Origin of the sequence: Micromonospora sp. CA-240977 (assembly GCF_050942285.1) — a bacterium.
GTDB lineage: Bacteria > Actinomycetota > Actinomycetes > Mycobacteriales > Micromonosporaceae > Micromonospora.
The window spans coordinates 5083236-5098978 of the sequence record NZ_CP192055.1 but is presented as its reverse complement, the minus strand read 5'-3'; the positions used below and the strand labels follow the sequence as shown (position 1 = coordinate 5098978).

The window sequence follows — 15743 nt, the reverse complement described above, 5'->3', positions numbered from 1 at the left end:
CACGGGCCGGCGACCTATAGCCGCAGGTCGCGTCTCCGATATGTCGCCAGGCCGACCACAAGGGCGATGGCCACCACCGCGGCCATGGCGGCTATCGCGGGCCAGTCCGGCGTCGTCGAGGGAACGGCCGCGAGATGGGTGTACGGCGAAAGCCCGCGTACCCAGCCCGGCGCGTCGACGCTGTCGGCGATGGCCGTGAGCAGGAACCCACCAGCGGTCGGCACCACGCCCCACGCCACCACACCCTGCGGTGTGTGACCGAGTGTGACGACCGCCGCGGCGAGGCTGAGCAGCACGACCGGGAGGACGTTCCAGGCGCCGGCGAGCGCCGCAGGCAGTGGCAGATCCGCGCCGACCAGGATCGAGCCCAGCCATGCCGCCACTGCGGCGACGGTGACGAGGACCGCCGCGCCCGCCGTGGTGGTGAGGATCTCGGCGCCGAGCAGCCGGACGCGGGTGGTCGGCCCGGCGTGCAGCAGGGTCAGGCGGCCGCTGGTCTCCGCTGCGGCGAACGCGCCGAGACGGACGGCGGTGAACGCGCCAACCGGTATGGCGAGCAGGGCGAAGAGCGTCGCCGCGTACCCGCGGACGGTGTGCAGACCGGCGAAGCTGGCCTGCGCCGCCAGGTCCGCGAAGCGCGGGTTGTCGGCGAGGAACGTCGTCAGCGTCTCGGCGAGCAGACCGATCAGCAGGAAGTACCCGCCGACCCCGGTCGACCAACCCACCAACGACCGCAGCAGCCGTCGAACGCTGAAGGCCGCCACCGAGCCGAGCAGCCGCAGCCGTGCCGGCCGCCCGGAAGCGGGGGATAGGAGCCCTTCTCGGACGTCCCGCCGCCGCACCAGGGCGAGCGCGCCGACGGCGAGCGCGACCACGGTGAATCCGAGGACGACCAGGGGCGCCAACCGGTCGTCCCGGTACGGACCGACCAATGCCAGTGGACCGTATGGTGGCAGCCAGCGCAGCCAACCGAGGACGGTGACACCGTCGCCGACCATCCGTGCCAGTAGTCCCACCCCGAGGAACGCCAGCGTGGCTCCGGTCGCCGCGGACCTGGCCGGGAAGATCTGCGCGGCGAGGGCCGCCGCCGTGACCGCCACCGCACCGGCCAACGCCAGACCTGTGGCGTGTACGACCGCCCCCCGCACCGGCGTGCCGACCGTGGCGAGCGCCGTGGCGAGCGCCGCCCCCACAAGGATCATCGCGGCCGTGAGCACCGCGAGGTGCCGGGCGAGTAGTGCGCTGCGGTCCAACCGTCCGGCGAGCAGCAGATCCCAGCGACCGGCTTCCTCCTCGCCCCGAGTGATGCGGGTGGTGACGAGCGCTCCCCACACCGACAACAGCACCGCGAGGACGGTGCCGGTGCGCCAGACCGTGAAACCGCCGACGGTGTCGAGGCCGAGGGGCTCGCCGAACAGGGTACGGATCGCCGAATTACCGGCCAGAGCGGCGAGGGCCTCGGCGCCGCCACCGTCGCTGATCGTCGCGGTGTAGGTGACGGCGACGAGCACCGACATGCCGACCACCACGGTGAGCACGATGGCCGTCCCACGACGTACCTGCCGGACGACGAGGCGGGTAGCGGTCCCACCAGCGCTCAAGCGGACCGTGCGAGCGCGCTTCGGTGCGACGACGACGGTCATCGGGACGTCTCACCGTAGTAGGTAAGGAAAATCTCTTCCAAGCTCGGCTCCCGGACGGTGAGCGCGGTGACGTCGGCGGCGGCGAGGGCGCGCAGTGCCGGTGCCGGCGGCCCGGTCATCGTGAAGCGGAGCATCCCGCTGTCCTGAGCGACGAGTTCCACCCCGGCCACGTCCCGCAGGTCGGGTACGGAGCCGCTGAACCGGGCGGTCACCTCGGTGCGACGCAGCCGGCGTAGTGCACTGACGCCCGCGACGTCGACGAGCCGACCGCTGCGCAGAATGGCCACCCGGTCGCAGACCGCTTCGACCTCGGCGAGCTGATGCGAGCAGAGGAAGACGGTTTGCCCATTGTCCCGGGCGACCGCGACAGCACGGCGGAACTGAAGCTCCATCAGCGGGTCCAGGCCGCTGGTCGGCTCGTCGAGGACCAGCAGTGGGGCGCGGGTGGCGAACGCCGCGATCAAGGCGACCTTCTGCCGGTTACCGGTGGAATAGGCGCGAGCCGGGGTGGACACATCGAGCGCGAAGCGTTCGACCAACTCGTCCCGGTAGGCGCGATCGACCGCCGGCCCGGTAGCGGCGAGCAACTCCAGGGTCTCCGCGCCGGTGAGCTGCGGCCACAGCGCCACGTCGGCCGGCACGTACGCCAGCAGCCGGTGAGCCGCGGCAACGTCGCCGGCGTCGGCGTCGAAGATCCAGGCCTGACCGGCGGTGGGCCGGGCCAGTCCGAGCAGGAGCCGGATCGTGGTGGACTTTCCGGCACCGTTTGGGCCGAGGAACCCGAACACTTCGCCTGCCGGCACGTCGAGGTTCAGCTCGTTTAGGGCCAGCAGTTTGCCGTAGCGTTTGGTCAGGCGATGGGTGCGGATAGCGGACGCAGTCATACGATCCCTCCGGTCGACGACGTTGCACGACTGCCGACCAGGCTTCCCGGCGCACCGGCCATCACGGTACTCCGGTACGTCACGTCCGCGATAGGGCAGCGAATCCGGCTGTCCGGCCGCCGCTGGCCGCCGTCGCACCTCGTGTCGGCGGCCGTTACGATCATCGGGATCCGTGGAGCGCCGGGAAGTCTGGTCGGCACCGTGATGGTTCGCGCTCTCGGAGGGGTTTCCTTGCTACTGCTGTGCTTTGCCGCCGTCCTGCTGGCCGCTGTGCTCGTGTCGGCACTGGCACACCGCACCATCCTGTCCACCGCAGCGCTGTTCCTGGTCGCCGGTTTCCTGCTTGGCGAGGACACCACCGGTGTGCTGCACCTGCGCGCCGATTCCCCGATCGTGGCGCAACTGGCCGAGCTGGCGCTGTTCGCGGTGCTGTTCACCGACGGGATGCGGGTCGGCTGGGCCGACCTGAGGTCCGCGTGGCGGCTGCCCGGACGCGCACTGGGCTGGGGACTGCCGCTCACCCTGCTCGTCACCGCGCTACTCGCCCACTACGTCGCCGACCTGGACTGGCCAGAAGCGCTGCTGATCGGGGCGATCCTCGCACCCACCGACCCGGTGTTCGCCGCCGCGCTGGTCGGCAACGACAAGGTCCCCGCCCGGCTGCGGCACCTGCTCAACGTCGAGTCCGGCGTCAACGACGGCTTGGCGCTTCCCTTCGTGGTGGTGTTGCTGGCGGTCGCAGCTGGCTCCGACGACCTGCACCTGGGGGAGTTGGCCACCGAGTTGGCGGTGGGACTGGCGATCGGTGTGCTGGTGCCGCTGGCGGCGATCGCGCTGGAACGGACCCGCTGGTTCGCCGCTTCCGCGGCGTACGCGCCGCTCAACGGGGTGGCGATCGGGCTGCTGGTGCTGGCGTTGGGCAAGGTCACCCACGGCAACCTGTTCCTCGCCGCGTTCGCCGCCGGCATCACCGTGGCCACCTTCGGGCCGCGTGAGCGTGCGGCGTTCGAACACTTCGGGGAGAACGTCGCTGAACTGCTGAAACTCGCCGCGCTGCTGGTGTTCGGGGCGCTCATCTCGGTGGCATTCCTCGGCGAGATCTCCTGGACCGGCTGGGTCTTCGCCGTCCTCGCCATCGTTGTGGCCCGACCGGTGGCGCTGTGGATCTCCTTCCTGCGCTCTGGTTTGGGCCTGCGAGAGCAGGCCGCTGCGATGTGGTTCGGGCCGAAAGGCTTCGCCTCGGTGGTCTACGGCCTGCTGGTGCTCGAGTCCGGCATCGCCGCCGGTGACGAAGTGTTTCACCTGGTGGCGCTGACCATCGTCATCTCGATCCTGGCGCACTCCTCGAGCGACGTGGTCGTCGCGCGGGCCTTTGACGAGGCCCGCGAGACACCCGCCTGGCATGGATTGCTGCGCCGGATTCGGCAGACGCGACGGTCGGCGGTGACGCCGCCGCAGCGAGCCGACCCGGCGGCAGGTGACGGCCCGGCCACCGCCCTCCCCAGCGAGGGTGCCGACCCTCACGGTGATCCCGCAGACGGCCCGGCCAGCACGAAGTAGCGCAGCCGACGGTGACCATGATGATCACGAGCCCTGACGAGGAACCAGCTTGTTCGCCCGCCGCTCGTGGGGTGAGACCAACCGCATTTCGGCCATCCTGGCGGTCCACCTCTCCGGCGGGGTAACCGTCGGTGGGCTGGCCGGCCTGGTCACCGCGCTCACTGACCGGGTGGCGCTCGGCATCGTGATCGGTCTGATCATCGGCAAACCGCTCGGGATCATGGCCGCCACCGGGCTGGTGTTCCGGTTCACCCGCGCAAATGTGGACGAGGGCCTGAACTGGCTCGACGTGCCTGTCTGGCACTGCTGGCGGGATACGGGCACGGCTCAGGTCAGCCTCAACCGCACCGTGATCGACGAACCTTCGCCGGTCAGCGCCGCCGTTCCGTCGCCCACCCCCACCGCGGCCGATCGCCCCGGTGAGCGGCTTTCCGCTCCGGTCAGCGGCGCTGGCGCCGCTGACCGGTCAGCCGCAGCATGTTGCAGACGTCGACGACACCGGGCACGTCCCAGGCCAGGTCCGCGGCGACCTGTCGGACGTCCGTACCGCTCACCAGCCCGGAGAGGATGACCACGCCGTTCTGCACGCGGACGCTGATCTGCTGCCGCCGCGTGGCACAGTCGATACTCACGCGCTGCGCGACCAATGCTTCGAGGCGGAGATCTCCGCTGTCCGGTACGGGCTGCTCACTCGTGCCGGCGAGCCAGTTCTCGTCCGGTAGGGGCCAGGGCATGTACACGGTGGTCTCCTCGTCTCTCTCCAGGAGGTCAGGCGGCGTCAAGGAGGCCGTCCACTCCTTCCGTGTGATCCGTCAGCTTCGGGTTCCGTTGACCGACGGCGCGGACAGCGGCCGGGGCATTCGGGCGAGGGCGTCGTCGCGGCTGTCGTAGGTCGGGAAGACCCCGTCCAGGCGCATCGTGTGCAGGACGGTGCGGATGAACCGCGACGGCGCGGCGAGGCAGAGCGTGGCGCCCCGCTCGCGGGCGTCGAGGTGGGCCCGCACCAGCAGGCCGAGGCCGGTGGAGTCGATGACGTGCACGCGGCTGAGGTCGACCACCACGGGACCACTCGCGTCGGCCGCTTCCCGTAGTGCGGCGCGCAGCGCGTCGCCCGTGTCGAGGTCGATGTCACCGGTGGCGGTGACGACGGTCGCGTCGTCGAGGTGGTCGATGCCGAGGACGCCGCCGGGACCATGGCCGCCGCCCGAGGAGTGCCCGGAACGGGCGGGGGGAAGCAGGCTGCAGTGGGGGCAGCGGTGTGGGCCGGTGGCGAACGGGGAGCCGCTCCAGCCGTGCTCCGACACGAGCGTCCAGACCACCTCGGCGTCGGGAAGCACGCACGCGGTAGCGGTGAGGCTCGCACCACAGGTGTCACAGATGAGTGTCATCAGCTGGTCGTCCGGGACGACGGTCATGCTGTCGGTCCTTCCCTGTTTTTGGGGTGTCTCCGGCCGGCTGTGGTGGGAACGATCCTCAGGGCCGGCACTGGCCCGCGTGTTCGACGCGGGCTCGGCCGAGAGCGACCAGCGCCGGCTCAACCGGCCGCAGCTCGCCTTCCGGCACCTGCGCGCCCCGTGATGCCGGCGAGGCTCCCACAGCGATCGACAGGACCTGGTCCAGGCGAGCATGGTGCAGGATGCGCTGGATGCGGTGGTTCGGGTTACGCACGACGAGGACCCCGTCGGCGCAGGCCAGCCGCCGGTGAACATCGAGCAGCAGGCCGATGGCCGCAGCGTCGATGTACCGGCAATCGGCCAGGTCGACCACGACCTGCGCCGGCCGCAGGGCCAGTAGCCGGTCGAACACGACTCCGGTCTCCGGCAGGCAGGCCAGATCGAACCTGGTGATGCACACCTCCACCAGCGGTAACGCATACGACGTGGTTGTCAGTGGCCCCGTCACGGTCGTACCCCTCTCGTCGTGGCGCCGGTCGCCTGTCACCGTGCCGGGCGGTCTTCGCGATCGCCGCGCGGATCTATGACAGTTGCGTGACAAATCCGCAGGCCGACGGACGTGATTGGCCATGCCGTCGTGGCCTGGGGATGATGCGGTTATGACGGCCGTACTGGTGATCGAGGACGACGACCGGATCCGCCGGGCGCTGCTGCTCGCACTCGAGGACGAGGGCTACGACGCGGTGGGCGCGGCCACCGCCGAGGAGGGCCTGCGCGTGCAGCGCACGGACGCGGCCGACTACGTACTGGTCGACCTGATGCTGCCCGGCCTCGACGGTTTCGAGTGCATCCGGCAGCTCCGCCGCCACGACGACGTGCCGATCGTGGTGGTCAGTGCCCGGGACGACACCCACGACATCGTCGCCGCACTCGAAGCCGGCGCCGACGACTACCTCGTCAAGCCGGTCGCGATCAAGGAACTGACCGCGCGCCTACGCGCCCTGCGCCGCCGCGCCCGTGCCGGCGTCGGGGGACCAGCGCCGGATTCAGTGCCCGTGCTGTCCTTCGGTGAGCTGGAGATCAGCCCCGACGCGGGTGAGGTGCGTCGTGGCGGCCAGCCCGTCGCGGTGACCCGCACCGAGTTCCGGCTGCTGTGCGAGCTGGCCGAACACGCCGGCCGGGTGCTGTCGCGCCAGCAGCTGCTGCAACGGGTCTGGGGCTACGACCTGGGAGATGAGCGCCTGGTCGACGTGCACGTCGGCCGGTTGCGGCAGAAGATCGAACCGGACCCGGCAACGCCCCGGCACCTGGTCACCCTCCGGGGCCTGGGCTACAAGCTGCAGCGATGAGACGCCTCGGACTGCGCACCCGGGTCACCGCCGCCTTCGCCGTCGGCGCGCTCCTGCTCGCCGCGTCGATGGCCCTGGTCTCCTACGAGCTGACCCGCCGATCCCTGATCGGAGAGCGGGAACGCACCGCCCTGCGCGCCGCGTACTTTGACGCGACCGTCGTTCGTGCCGGGATCGACACCGACACTCCCGAAGTCGTGGAGGTGCTGCGATCGCTGGACACCGGTGGCGGTCGGCGCCCGGTGCTGCACCTCAACGGCGAGTGGTACGCCCGCACCGCCGACCCCGGACCCACCACCGCCATTCCCCACGACCTGCGACGCCTCGTGGCCTCCGGGAAGCCAGCGGTGCAGCGGGTCCGGGTCGACGGCCGGCCCGTCCTGGTCGTCGGCGTGCCCCTGTCCGCCACAGCGACGTACTTTGAGGTCAACTCGCTGCGAGAGCTGGAGCAGACCTTCCAGGTCCTGGCGCTCGCGCTGACCACCGTGGCCATCATGATCGCCGGATCCGGCGCCGCGCTCGGCTGGTACGCCACCCGGCACGGGCTACGCCCGCTGACCGCCGTTGCCAACGCGGCGGAGAAGATCGCCGCCGGTGACTTCACCGCCCGCCTCGACCCGGCCACCGATCCCGATCTGACCCGGCTGTCCTCCTCGTTCAACCAGATGGTCGACCGGCTCGCCCATCGCATCGAGCGCGACCGTCGCTTCGCCGCGGACGTCAGCCATGAGCTGCGCTCACCGCTGCAGACCCTAGCGGCGGCAGCAAGCGTCCTGGCCCGCCGGCGGGAACACCAGGACGAGCGAACGGCGATGGCGGCCGGGCTCGTAGCCGACGAGATCAACCGCTTTCAACGGCTCGTCAACGACTTGATCGACCTGGCCCGCAGCGACCAAGCCGCCCACCGTGCCCCCGTGGACGTGGTGGCGCTTGCCGGGGAAGCTTGCGACGCGCTCGACCTGCCCGCGTCGATCGTTCATCTTGCACCGGAGGTGTCCGAGACATGGCTGGTCGAGCGGCGGCGCGTCGCGCAGATCATGGCCAACCTGCTGGACAACGCCGTGACCTACGGGGGCGGACCGACCTTCGTCCTGCTCGACCGCGACGGCCGCGTCGGTGTCATTGAGGTCCAGGACGACGGCCCGGGCGTACCCGTCGAGGACCGCGAGGTGATCTTCGACCGTTTCGTTCGGGGACGGGCAGCCCACACCCGTGGTGCCGGCGACGGCACCGGGCTCGGTCTGGCACTGGTCGCCCAGCACGCCGCCGCACACGGCGGAGAGGTCACCGTCGCGGACCGCCCCGGCGGCGGCGCCCGCTTCCGCGTCACCCTGCCGGAAAGCCTGACATGAACCATCGCCACCTCATCGCGGTGGGGCTCGTCGCCGTGCTCACCGGATGCGGCATCCCCACCGACGACGCACCCCGCACGGTGCAAGCGCCGCGTGGGCCGTTCCCGACCACCGCCTCCGCCGGCACCGCACCGGCGGGCCCCGCCGCCGAGACCCTCTGCCTGGTTCGCGACAACCGGATCATCCCGGTGCTCCGGCGCGTCGACCGCCCACCCACCATCGAGGACCAGCTGCGGGACCTGCTCGCCGGACCCACCACGGCCGAACGCGACACCGACCTCACCAGTGCGCTGCCCGGAGCGGTCAACGCCGCCGGTGTGACAGTGGCCGGCACCCAGGCCCGGGTCGCGGTCGACGAACCCGGCGACGACGCCGGCCGCAGCGACGAGGTCCTCGCCTTCGGTCAGATCGTCTGTACCCTGACGAGCCGCAGCGACGTCACCACCGTGACGTTTTTCCGCGACGGCAAGCCACTGGGTGTGCCCCGCGCCGACGGATCGCTGTCGGAGCAACCGCTCAGCCGGACCGACTACGCCCCACTGATCACCCCCGGGTGAGCCGGCCGGGACATCGCCAGCTGCCAACGCTCGGCGGTCTCGTCATCGCGGCCCCCGTCGCGCGGGCCCGCACAAGCGTTGCCAGCTGCCCAGGCTGATAGGTTGATCTCAGGTGTGCCGGGAAGCCTGGTCGGCGTTGTGATGACGGCTGACCAGAACAGGAGAAGCGCCGAATGAGCACCCTGGCCTGGATCGCGGTGGCCGTCTTCGCCGCCGCCTACGTCCTGATCGCCACCGAGAAGATCAACCGGGTGACGGTGGCCCTGGGTGGTGCATCGATCATGCTGGCGATCGGGGCCACCGACGCCGAGCATGCGTTCTTCTCCGAAGAGGCGGGCATCGACTGGAACGTCATCTTCCTGCTGCTGGGGATGATGCTGATCGTCGGCGTGCTGAAACGCACCGGCCTGTTCGAGTACCTGGCGATCTGGAGCGCCAAGAAGGCCCGAGGTCGCCCGTTCCCGATCATGGTGATCCTGGTGGTGGTGACCGCCGTGGTGTCGGCGGCGCTGGACAACGTCACCACAGTGCTGCTGGTAGCGCCGGTGACGCTGCTGGTCTGCGAGCGGCTCGACGTGCCGCCGATCCCCTTTCTGATCGCCGAGGTCATGGCGTCCAACATCGGTGGTGCCGCCACCCTGGTCGGCGACCCACCGAACATCATCATCGCCAGCCGGTCGGGGTTGAGCTTCACCGACTTCCTGAACGTCATGGCCCCGTTGGTGCTGATCGTGATCGTCGTGTTCGTCGGCCTGTGCCGGATCATGTTCCGCAAGGCGTTCCGCTACGACGCCGAGCGCGCCGCGCGGGTGATGGCGCTGCGGGAGGCGGACGCGATCCGCGACCGTCGCCTCGTCGTGATCAGCCTGGTGGTCCTCGGCGCGGTGCTGCTCGCGTTCGGCCTGCACACCGTCCTGCACCTGGAGCCGTCGGTGGTGGCCATACTCGGCGGCCTGCTCCTGCTGGCGTTGTCCCGACTGGACGCGCAAGACGTGGCCAAGGACGTCGAGTGGCCGACGCTGGTCTTCTTCGCCGGCCTGTTCATCATGGTCGGAGCACTGGTCGCCACCGGAGTGATCGACAGCATCGCCCGATCGGCGACCGAGGCCGTCGAGGGCAAGCTGTGGCCGGCCACCATGCTGCTGCTGTGGGCGTCGGCGGGGCTGTCGGCGATCGTGGACAACATCCCCTACGTGGCGACGATGAGCCCGATCGTGAGCGAGCTGGTGAACGCCGAGGGTGGGCTCGACAAGGCGCAGGTGCTCTGGTGGGCACTCGCCATCGGGGCTGACTTCGGCGGCAACGCCACTGCCGTCGGCGCCTCGGCGAACGTGGTGGTGCTCGGCATCGCCGAGCGCGCCGGGCACAAGATCACGTTCTGGGGGTTCACCAAGTACGGCCTGATCGTGACCGTGATCTCGGTGGCGATCGCGGTTCCGTACCTGTGGCTGCGGTTCTTCTGACGCTCAGGTGCCGAGGATTCGGTCGAGCAGCCCGTCGAGGGTGATGGCCCCGGTCATCACCTGGTCGCGGTCCACGACCGCGACCAGCGGCACGTTGGTCCGGGCCATCACCGAGGCGACCTCGAGCAGGGTGGCGTCGGCGCTGACCACAGGCAAACCCGGCCGGTTGCGGGGGAGCAGGTCCGCGACGGTCCGGTTACCGATGCCCTCCAGGATCACGTCGGCGGCAGCCTCGTCGATCACCCGGGCCAGCGTCGGATCGTCCTGGCAGTAGGACGGCAGCGCCATCCGCAGCACCTGGGTGCCGGCCAGCACCGTCGACGGGCGGCCCTTGGTGTCCACCACGATCAGGCCGGGCAGGTCCTGCGCGGCCAGGATCCGGGCGGCCTCTCGGGCCGGCATGTCCTCGGTGACGGTGTCCATGGAGATCGCCACATCGCTAGCGCGCATGGACCGACGATACGCCCGGGGCAGCGCGTTGATCGCGCTGATGTCGCATGGCGGCTCCACTCGCGGTGGGCCTATTGCTGGTAGACGTCGGGAACGTCATCATGGTCACGGTCGACCCGCTCAGCCTCGTAGATCTGCCGGTACCCGCGATTCCGCACCCGCAAGATGATCATGGCGAGGGTGGCGGCGATCAGGGAGCCTGCCAGCACGGCGATCTTGACCCGGTCGTCAGCGTCGCTGCCGATACCGAAGGCGAGTTCGCCGATCAGCAGCGAGACGGTGAAACCGATGCCGGCCAGCACGGCCAGCCCGGTCACGTCGATCCAGGCCAACCCCGAGTCCAACCGAGCCCGGGTGAACCGGGCGACGAGCCAGGTTGCCAGCAGGATGCCGATCGGCTTGCCGACGACCAAGCCGAGCACGATGCCCACCGCGATCGGGTCGGTGAGCGCCTGCGCCAGGCCGTCGAGCCCGCCGACGGCCACTCCGGCGGACATCAGCGCGAACACCGGCACCGCGACGCCGGCGGAGATTGGCCGGAATCGGTGCTCGAAGTGCTCGGCCAAGCCCACCCCTGGACCAATGCCCTTGGAGCGCAGCACCGGGACGGCGAAGGCGAGCAACACCCCGGCGACGGTGGCGTGCACGCCGGAGGCGTGCACCAGCGTCCAGGTCGCGAACGCCAGCGGCAGGAGCAGCCACCATGAACGCACCCGACGCTGCACCAGCAGCGCAAACAAGCCCAGCGGCAGTGCCGCGGCCAGCAGCGGCAGCAGCGACAGGTGGGCGGTGTAGAAGACCGCGATGATGACGATCGCCAGCAGGTCGTCCACCACTGCCAGGGTCAGCAGGAAGGTACGCAGCGCGCTCGGTAGATGCCGGCCGATCACCGCCAATACGGCGAGGGCGAACGCGATGTCGGTCGCGGTCGGCACCGCCCAACCCTCCAGCGCGCCACCGGAGTTCACCACCACGTACAGCAGAGCCGGCACGAGTACGCCGCCGATCGCGGCGGCGACCGGGACCGCGGCTCGGCGCGGATCACGCAGGTCCCCGGCGACGAACTCGCGCTTGAGTTCGAGACCGGCGACGAAGAAGAAGATCGCCAACAGCCCGTCGGCCGCCCAGGTGGCCAGCGAGAGGTCAAGATGCAGCGCGTGAGGCCCGACAGTAAGCGCCGTCATCGCCTCATAGCGGTGGGCCCAGGGTGAATTCGCCCAGACCAGCGCCACAGCGGCGCCGATCAGCAGCAGCGCCCCGCCGATCGTCTCCTTGCGCAGCACCTCGGCGATGCGACTCGCCTCGGCCCAGGAACCGCGGCCGAGGACACGAGGGGGCGACTGCGGGTTGGACATCACAAGCGAGCACCTTTCGGAAGACGGGTCGGAGCCAATTGCCGACCAGACTTCCCGGCGCACCGGAACCCATCGTACCGGCAGCCACGCCTGGAACGTTCGCTGCCAGCTACGACCGGCGGGGCCCCTCGTCCCTGCGCCTCAGCGCGCGCAGGCACCGGTTTCCTGCACCCAACACCACGGCCACCACGAAGATTGGTGTGAAGCCCCACGGAGACGGAGCCGGTGGCGCGCTGTCGGCGAGGACACCGACGAACACGCCGACGGCCACGACCGCGACGGCAAGTGACGCACGCCAGTCGCTCAGCGCCGTTGCCAACAGGCCGCAGGCGACCGCCATCACCAGCACGCGTCCCACCGGGTCTGCGGGAGGAAAGACCACCGCCGCGGCGAACGAAGCGACCACGACACCGAGCGCACCAGCCGCCAGATCTCGGATCAGGACGACCCGGTGAATCTCCGCTTCGTCAGCAACGCCCACAGCCTCAGTCTCTCTTCGTGCCCAGCCGGTCCCAACGCTGCGACGGCCAGGAAGCCGGCTCCAACGATACGGTCTTCCCGCCCCAGAAGTCCGCACAGGTACCGGAGCCCTCGCCGCTGCGACCGGTAAGGCGAATCCCAATGCCGGCATGTGGTTGGGCCGACCACCTGCCGTGCGTCGTACAGGGAGTCACCCGGGCATCCGGCACACCGACGGCAGCTTTCGGAACCGGGGGGCCGACCTGGGTAGGTGGCGTGTCAACGAGGTGTGCGCGACCTGGCGACCTCCGCGAGGCGATACAACACCGAGACTCCTTCCGTCGCGGCTCCTGCAACTCCCGGCACACCGGCGAACATCACCGGTGCTACCCGAGCCGTGACGGCGTCCGCGCCCGAGCGGAGCAGCTGCCAGGATCGGCTGGAAGGGATGTCGGAGCAACTGGCGCAAGTGCGGCTCGAGTGTTCTTGGCGAAGGCTGGAAGGCCGGCTTCACCGCTACCATTGGCGGCGACTGGGACAATCTCAAGATGGCAGGCCGATCCTGGCGTGACCGCACCCACGACTGGGGAGCGAGAGGTTGCAACTGCATGCGCGCCAAGCTCAACCAGTGGACCCGCGGGCTGTCGCGGTCCTCGTGTCGCGGCGTCTCCTACCGACGGAACTGGGCATGGTGAAGGAGTCCAACCCGTGGGTGCGGCTGCTCATCACCGGCCTGATGCTCCTTCTCGCCGGTATCCGCACGCCCGACGTTCTCGCCGAGAGAAGCTGGCGGTCGTGGGCCGTTCTGCCGGTGCTCCTGATCGCACTCTGGTTGTTTGTCAGGGCGCTGCGCGATGTGGTGACGAGGCGTAACCGCGTTTCCGCTGACCGGGACGCTGCCGCCTGACATTCCTGGGCACGTCGGCTGGGATGGGCAGACACTGCCCACCCCAGCCGAACATGGGGGTCCCGGGCAAAGCGCGTGAGATCGCGCAGGGGCGCCGGGTCGCAGAGGTCGGTGTTGCGGTGTTCGTGAACTCGCTCACGGAACACCGACGAGGTGCCCCGGCGACCTGTTCGATTCACTGTGCCAGACCATCGAAGCCTATTGGTGTCTCTGGTGCAGCTGAGCGCCAAGCGGTCGCGTCTCAACAAGAGGCTGAGGCGGGCCTTGACCGAGCTGAAAGCTGCATCGAGTCGATGGCCGGGGTTCGGAAGCTGGTTCCCTACCGCAACTGCTTGGCGACCGGCACCAAGCCCAATGCACCCGAAGCCATCCTCCTAGGATGCTGTACGGGTTGTGGCCTTCTCGTGGCGGAGATCGCTGGAGTGGTGTCGCCCCTCGGCGTGACCGAAGTGCACCTGCGCGTTGAGCGTGGAAAGCCATGCGCCCAACGTGGTCGGCCTCTGGTCCGCGCTCGGGAAGTGCTCAGGGGCGTACACGAATGATGGTCTTGCCCTTGCGCCGCTTGGCCGGGTGGAGCGCGGTGGTGGCATCGTCGAGAGTCGCGACTGTGCCGACGTGGGTGCGAACGCGTCTCTCCCGCACCCGGTTGACGATCTACACGAGTTGACTCGGGACGAACTCGACGACGAGATCGACCGCCGAGCCGTTGACCGGGCGCGCCTCGACCGGTCCGACCACCGACACCAGCATCCCGCCCGGCCGGATGACGCGCGCCGAGCGCCGCTGGAGGCGGCTTCGATGGTGTCGCCGGTGCCGAAGAGCCACGTTGCGGTGTGGGGACATGTGTCCTAGCGTGTGCAGCATAGATAAACACAAGTCAATGGCCGGGGGACGTGGATGCGCGTGATGGCCGCTGTCGTTGTCGCTTGCCTTACCATGGCCGTCGCCCCAGCCTCGACGCCCAGCCGGGCGACCCTCGCGTGGCGGGCCTGCCCAGGTGTCGGCGACACCCGTCTGCGCTGCGCCACCGTCCAGGTGCCGCTCGACCATGCGCGGCCATCCGGCCCAACGATCGACATCATGGTCTCCCGGCTCCCCGCGACCGACCCGGCGCTTCGCCGCGGTGTGCTGTTCACCACGGGTGGCGGGCCGGGTGGTGCCGGCGTCCCCGAGCCGCTGAACCTCGCCGCCATCGTCGATCCCGCGGTGCTCGCCCGGTACGACATCGTCGGGTTCGACATGCGCTTCGTCGAACGCAGTACTCCGATCACCTGTGGCCAGCCGGAGGAGGAGCCGGGTGGCTACTGGGTGCGCACCGCGACCTATCAGTCCCTGAAGGACACCGCTGCCGAGGCGCGCGAATACGCCCGCGCCTGCGCCCGGCACGCCGGCTGGGCGCTGCCGTTCGCCACGACCGCACAGGCCGCCCATGACATGGACGTCATCCGGGCACGCCTGGGCGAACGGAAGCTTTCCTTCCTCGGGGGCTCGTACGCGGCGATGCTCGGCGTCGCGTACGGCACACTCTTCCCGCACCGGGTGGACCGGTTCGTGCTGGACAGCCCGGTCAACTACGACTTCGCCTGGCGCCCCTACGAGCTGAAGCGGCTCCCGGCCTTCGAGGAGAACTACGCCGCCTTCACCGGGTACCTTGCCGACAACAGCGCGGCGTTCGGGCTCGGTGCCACGCCGGCCGAGGTCGCGGAAACCCTGAGCCAGGCTTTCGCTGAGGCGGCGATCGAGCCGATCGTGGCCGGGGATCACGCCTGGACCACCGGCGAGTTGGGCTCCCTGACGGTCATCGCGACGTACTTCGAGCATCTGTGGCCGGTGGTCGCGACCAACCTGGCGGCCATCCTCGCGCGCACCCCGCCGCCGATCCCACTCGACCCGCGACCGGCTCCCCTGCCCGGGACCCCGGGCGTGCCGGCGGACAACCACACCGCGGTCAACATGGCCTTCCGCTGCGGTGACAACGCGTGGCCGCGCGACCTGGCGACCTACCGCCACGACTTGGCTCGCCTGGGCACCCGCTATCCCGTCTTCGGCCCGTCGATCGCCAACCTCAACCCCTGCGCCTTCTGGTCGGTCAGCCAGGACAACACCCCGCCGCTTGCCAGCAACCGGGCACCGGCGGCGCTCGTCGTCGCCGCACTGCGCGACGCCTCGGTACCGCTGGCCAACTCGATCGCGACCGCCCGGTCCATCACCGGCTCACGGCTGGTAACCGTGGACAAGCAGACACACGTGCCTCTGCTCAGCGGCCAGACCAACGCCTGCCTGACTGGCATGGTCACCGCGTACCTGGTGCACGGGCGCCTGCCGAAGCACAACACGGCCTGCTAGGCCGCGTTTCAGAGGGGGACGCTG

At 70.0% G+C, this 15743-nt stretch carries 16 protein-coding genes and 1 pseudogene; 8 read left to right on the top strand and 9 right to left on the bottom strand.

Annotated elements, in window-relative coordinates:
* Positions 1 to 14: 14 nt before the first annotated feature.
* Together ACQPWW_RS22995 and ACQPWW_RS22990 are read right to left on the bottom strand one after the other, a co-directional pair.
* The gene (locus ACQPWW_RS22995; protein ID WP_433125450.1) at positions 15 to 1601 is read right to left on the bottom strand and encodes a hypothetical protein; all 1587 of its coding nucleotides are present in this window, start codon (positions 1599 to 1601) and stop codon (positions 15 to 17) included.
* Between the two features lie 38 nt (positions 1602 to 1639).
* Positions 1640 to 2527, bottom strand: a complete 888-nt coding sequence (locus ACQPWW_RS22990) for an ATP-binding cassette domain-containing protein (RefSeq protein ID WP_433125448.1) — start codon at positions 2525 to 2527, stop codon at positions 1640 to 1642.
* A 204-nt stretch (positions 2528 to 2731) separates the two neighbouring features.
* On the opposite strand from ACQPWW_RS22990, the gene ACQPWW_RS22985 reads away from it, so the two are divergent.
* Both ACQPWW_RS22985 and ACQPWW_RS22980 read left to right on the top strand, forming a co-directional pair.
* Entirely contained in the window at positions 2732 to 4087 is a 1356-nt protein-coding gene (locus ACQPWW_RS22985) for a cation:proton antiporter (RefSeq protein ID WP_433134496.1), read from the top strand.
* Between the two features lie 169 nt (positions 4088 to 4256).
* Positions 4257 to 4319: pseudogene (locus ACQPWW_RS22980) on the top strand (hypothetical protein); the annotation flags it as partial.
* 208 nt (positions 4320 to 4527) lie between these two features.
* On the opposite strand, the gene ACQPWW_RS22975 reads toward ACQPWW_RS22980, so the two are convergent.
* From ACQPWW_RS22975 to ACQPWW_RS22965, 3 genes are all read right to left on the bottom strand, one after another.
* Positions 4528 to 4821: a BON domain-containing protein gene (locus tag ACQPWW_RS22975; RefSeq protein WP_433134494.1), complete on the bottom strand. Its 294-nt coding sequence runs from the start codon at positions 4819 to 4821 to the stop codon at positions 4528 to 4530.
* A gap of 78 nt (positions 4822 to 4899) precedes the next feature.
* Positions 4900 to 5502, bottom strand: coding sequence for an STAS domain-containing protein (locus ACQPWW_RS22970; protein ID WP_433125447.1), 603 nt, complete (start codon positions 5500 to 5502; stop codon positions 4900 to 4902).
* Between the two features lie 58 nt (positions 5503 to 5560).
* A complete protein-coding gene (locus ACQPWW_RS22965; protein WP_433125445.1) occupies positions 5561 to 5989 on the bottom strand; it encodes an STAS domain-containing protein in 429 nt (142 codons plus the stop codon).
* A gap of 151 nt (positions 5990 to 6140) precedes the next feature.
* On the opposite strand from ACQPWW_RS22965, the gene ACQPWW_RS22960 reads away from it, so the two are divergent.
* From ACQPWW_RS22960 to ACQPWW_RS22945, 4 genes are all read left to right on the top strand, one after another.
* Positions 6141 to 6830: a response regulator transcription factor gene (locus tag ACQPWW_RS22960; RefSeq protein WP_433125444.1), complete on the top strand. Its 690-nt coding sequence runs from the start codon at positions 6141 to 6143 to the stop codon at positions 6828 to 6830.
* On the top strand, positions 6827 to 8182 hold the full coding sequence (locus tag ACQPWW_RS22955; protein WP_433125442.1) for a sensor histidine kinase: 1356 nt from the start codon (positions 6827 to 6829) through the stop codon (positions 8180 to 8182). Before ACQPWW_RS22960 ends, ACQPWW_RS22955 begins: the two co-directional genes overlap by 4 nt.
* Complete coding sequence (locus ACQPWW_RS22950; protein ID WP_433125440.1) at positions 8179 to 8739, top strand: GerMN domain-containing protein; 561 nt, start codon at positions 8179 to 8181, stop codon at positions 8737 to 8739. The genes ACQPWW_RS22955 and ACQPWW_RS22950 overlap by 4 nt, the downstream gene beginning before the upstream one ends.
* A gap of 173 nt (positions 8740 to 8912) precedes the next feature.
* Complete coding sequence (locus ACQPWW_RS22945) at positions 8913 to 10202, top strand: SLC13 family permease (RefSeq protein ID WP_433125439.1); 1290 nt, start codon at positions 8913 to 8915, stop codon at positions 10200 to 10202.
* A gap of 3 nt (positions 10203 to 10205) precedes the next feature.
* Here the strand turns inward: ACQPWW_RS22945 and ACQPWW_RS22940 are convergent, their stop codons facing one another.
* The 3 genes from ACQPWW_RS22940 to ACQPWW_RS22930 all read right to left on the bottom strand — a co-directional run bounded on the left by ACQPWW_RS22940 (position 10206) and on the right by ACQPWW_RS22930 (position 12488).
* Positions 10206 to 10652 (bottom strand): CBS domain-containing protein, encoded by a 447-nt coding sequence (locus ACQPWW_RS22940; RefSeq protein WP_433125438.1) that lies wholly within the window; start codon positions 10650 to 10652, stop codon positions 10206 to 10208.
* Positions 10653 to 10723: 71 nt separating this feature from the next.
* Positions 10724 to 12007 (bottom strand): Na+/H+ antiporter NhaA, encoded by a 1284-nt coding sequence (gene nhaA / locus ACQPWW_RS22935; RefSeq protein WP_433125437.1) that lies wholly within the window; start codon positions 12005 to 12007, stop codon positions 10724 to 10726.
* 109 nt (positions 12008 to 12116) lie between these two features.
* Entirely contained in the window at positions 12117 to 12488 is a 372-nt protein-coding gene (locus ACQPWW_RS22930; RefSeq protein WP_433125436.1) for a hypothetical protein, read from the bottom strand.
* 666 nt (positions 12489 to 13154) lie between these two features.
* Here ACQPWW_RS22930 and ACQPWW_RS22925 point away from each other — a divergent pair.
* On the top strand, positions 13155 to 13373 hold the full coding sequence (locus ACQPWW_RS22925) for a hypothetical protein (RefSeq protein WP_433125434.1): 219 nt from the start codon (positions 13155 to 13157) through the stop codon (positions 13371 to 13373).
* Positions 13374 to 14027: 654 nt separating this feature from the next.
* Here the strand turns inward: ACQPWW_RS22925 and ACQPWW_RS22920 are convergent.
* On the bottom strand, positions 14028 to 14216 hold the full coding sequence (locus ACQPWW_RS22920) for a hypothetical protein (protein WP_433125433.1): 189 nt from the start codon (positions 14214 to 14216) through the stop codon (positions 14028 to 14030).
* 93 nt (positions 14217 to 14309) lie between these two features.
* Between ACQPWW_RS22920 and ACQPWW_RS22915 the strand changes: the two genes are divergently transcribed.
* Positions 14310 to 15719, top strand: coding sequence for an alpha/beta fold hydrolase (locus ACQPWW_RS22915; protein ID WP_433125432.1), 1410 nt, complete (start codon positions 14310 to 14312; stop codon positions 15717 to 15719).
* Positions 15720 to 15743 lie beyond the last annotated feature (24 nt).

What these genes read in the sequence shown, in the direction of transcription:
- ACQPWW_RS22990 (WP_433125448.1), bottom strand. Translation starts at nt 2,527, where the DNA reads ATGACTGCGTCCGCTATCCGCACCCATCGCCTGACCAAACGCTACGGC.
- ACQPWW_RS22985 (WP_433134496.1), top strand. Translation starts at nt 2,732, where the DNA reads ATGGTTCGCGCTCTCGGAGGGGTTTCCTTGCTACTGCTGTGCTTTGCC.
- ACQPWW_RS22975 (WP_433134494.1), bottom strand. Translation starts at nt 4,821, where the DNA reads ATGCCCTGGCCCCTACCGGACGAGAACTGGCTCGCCGGCACGAGTGAG.
- ACQPWW_RS22970 (WP_433125447.1), bottom strand. Translation starts at nt 5,502, where the DNA reads ATGACCGTCGTCCCGGACGACCAGCTGATGACACTCATCTGTGACACC.
- ACQPWW_RS22960 (WP_433125444.1), top strand. Translation starts at nt 6,141, where the DNA reads ATGACGGCCGTACTGGTGATCGAGGACGACGACCGGATCCGCCGGGCG.
- ACQPWW_RS22955 (WP_433125442.1), top strand. Translation starts at nt 6,827, where the DNA reads ATGAGACGCCTCGGACTGCGCACCCGGGTCACCGCCGCCTTCGCCGTC.
- ACQPWW_RS22950 (WP_433125440.1), top strand. Translation starts at nt 8,179, where the DNA reads ATGAACCATCGCCACCTCATCGCGGTGGGGCTCGTCGCCGTGCTCACC.
- ACQPWW_RS22945 (WP_433125439.1), top strand. Translation starts at nt 8,913, where the DNA reads ATGAGCACCCTGGCCTGGATCGCGGTGGCCGTCTTCGCCGCCGCCTAC.
- ACQPWW_RS22940 (WP_433125438.1), bottom strand. Translation starts at nt 10,652, where the DNA reads ATGCGCGCTAGCGATGTGGCGATCTCCATGGACACCGTCACCGAGGAC.
- nhaA (WP_433125437.1), bottom strand. Translation starts at nt 12,007, where the DNA reads ATGTCCAACCCGCAGTCGCCCCCTCGTGTCCTCGGCCGCGGTTCCTGG.
- ACQPWW_RS22925 (WP_433125434.1), top strand. Translation starts at nt 13,155, where the DNA reads ATGGTGAAGGAGTCCAACCCGTGGGTGCGGCTGCTCATCACCGGCCTG.
- ACQPWW_RS22920 (WP_433125433.1), bottom strand. Translation starts at nt 14,216, where the DNA reads ATGTCCCCACACCGCAACGTGGCTCTTCGGCACCGGCGACACCATCGA.
- ACQPWW_RS22915 (WP_433125432.1), top strand. Translation starts at nt 14,310, where the DNA reads ATGGCCGTCGCCCCAGCCTCGACGCCCAGCCGGGCGACCCTCGCGTGG.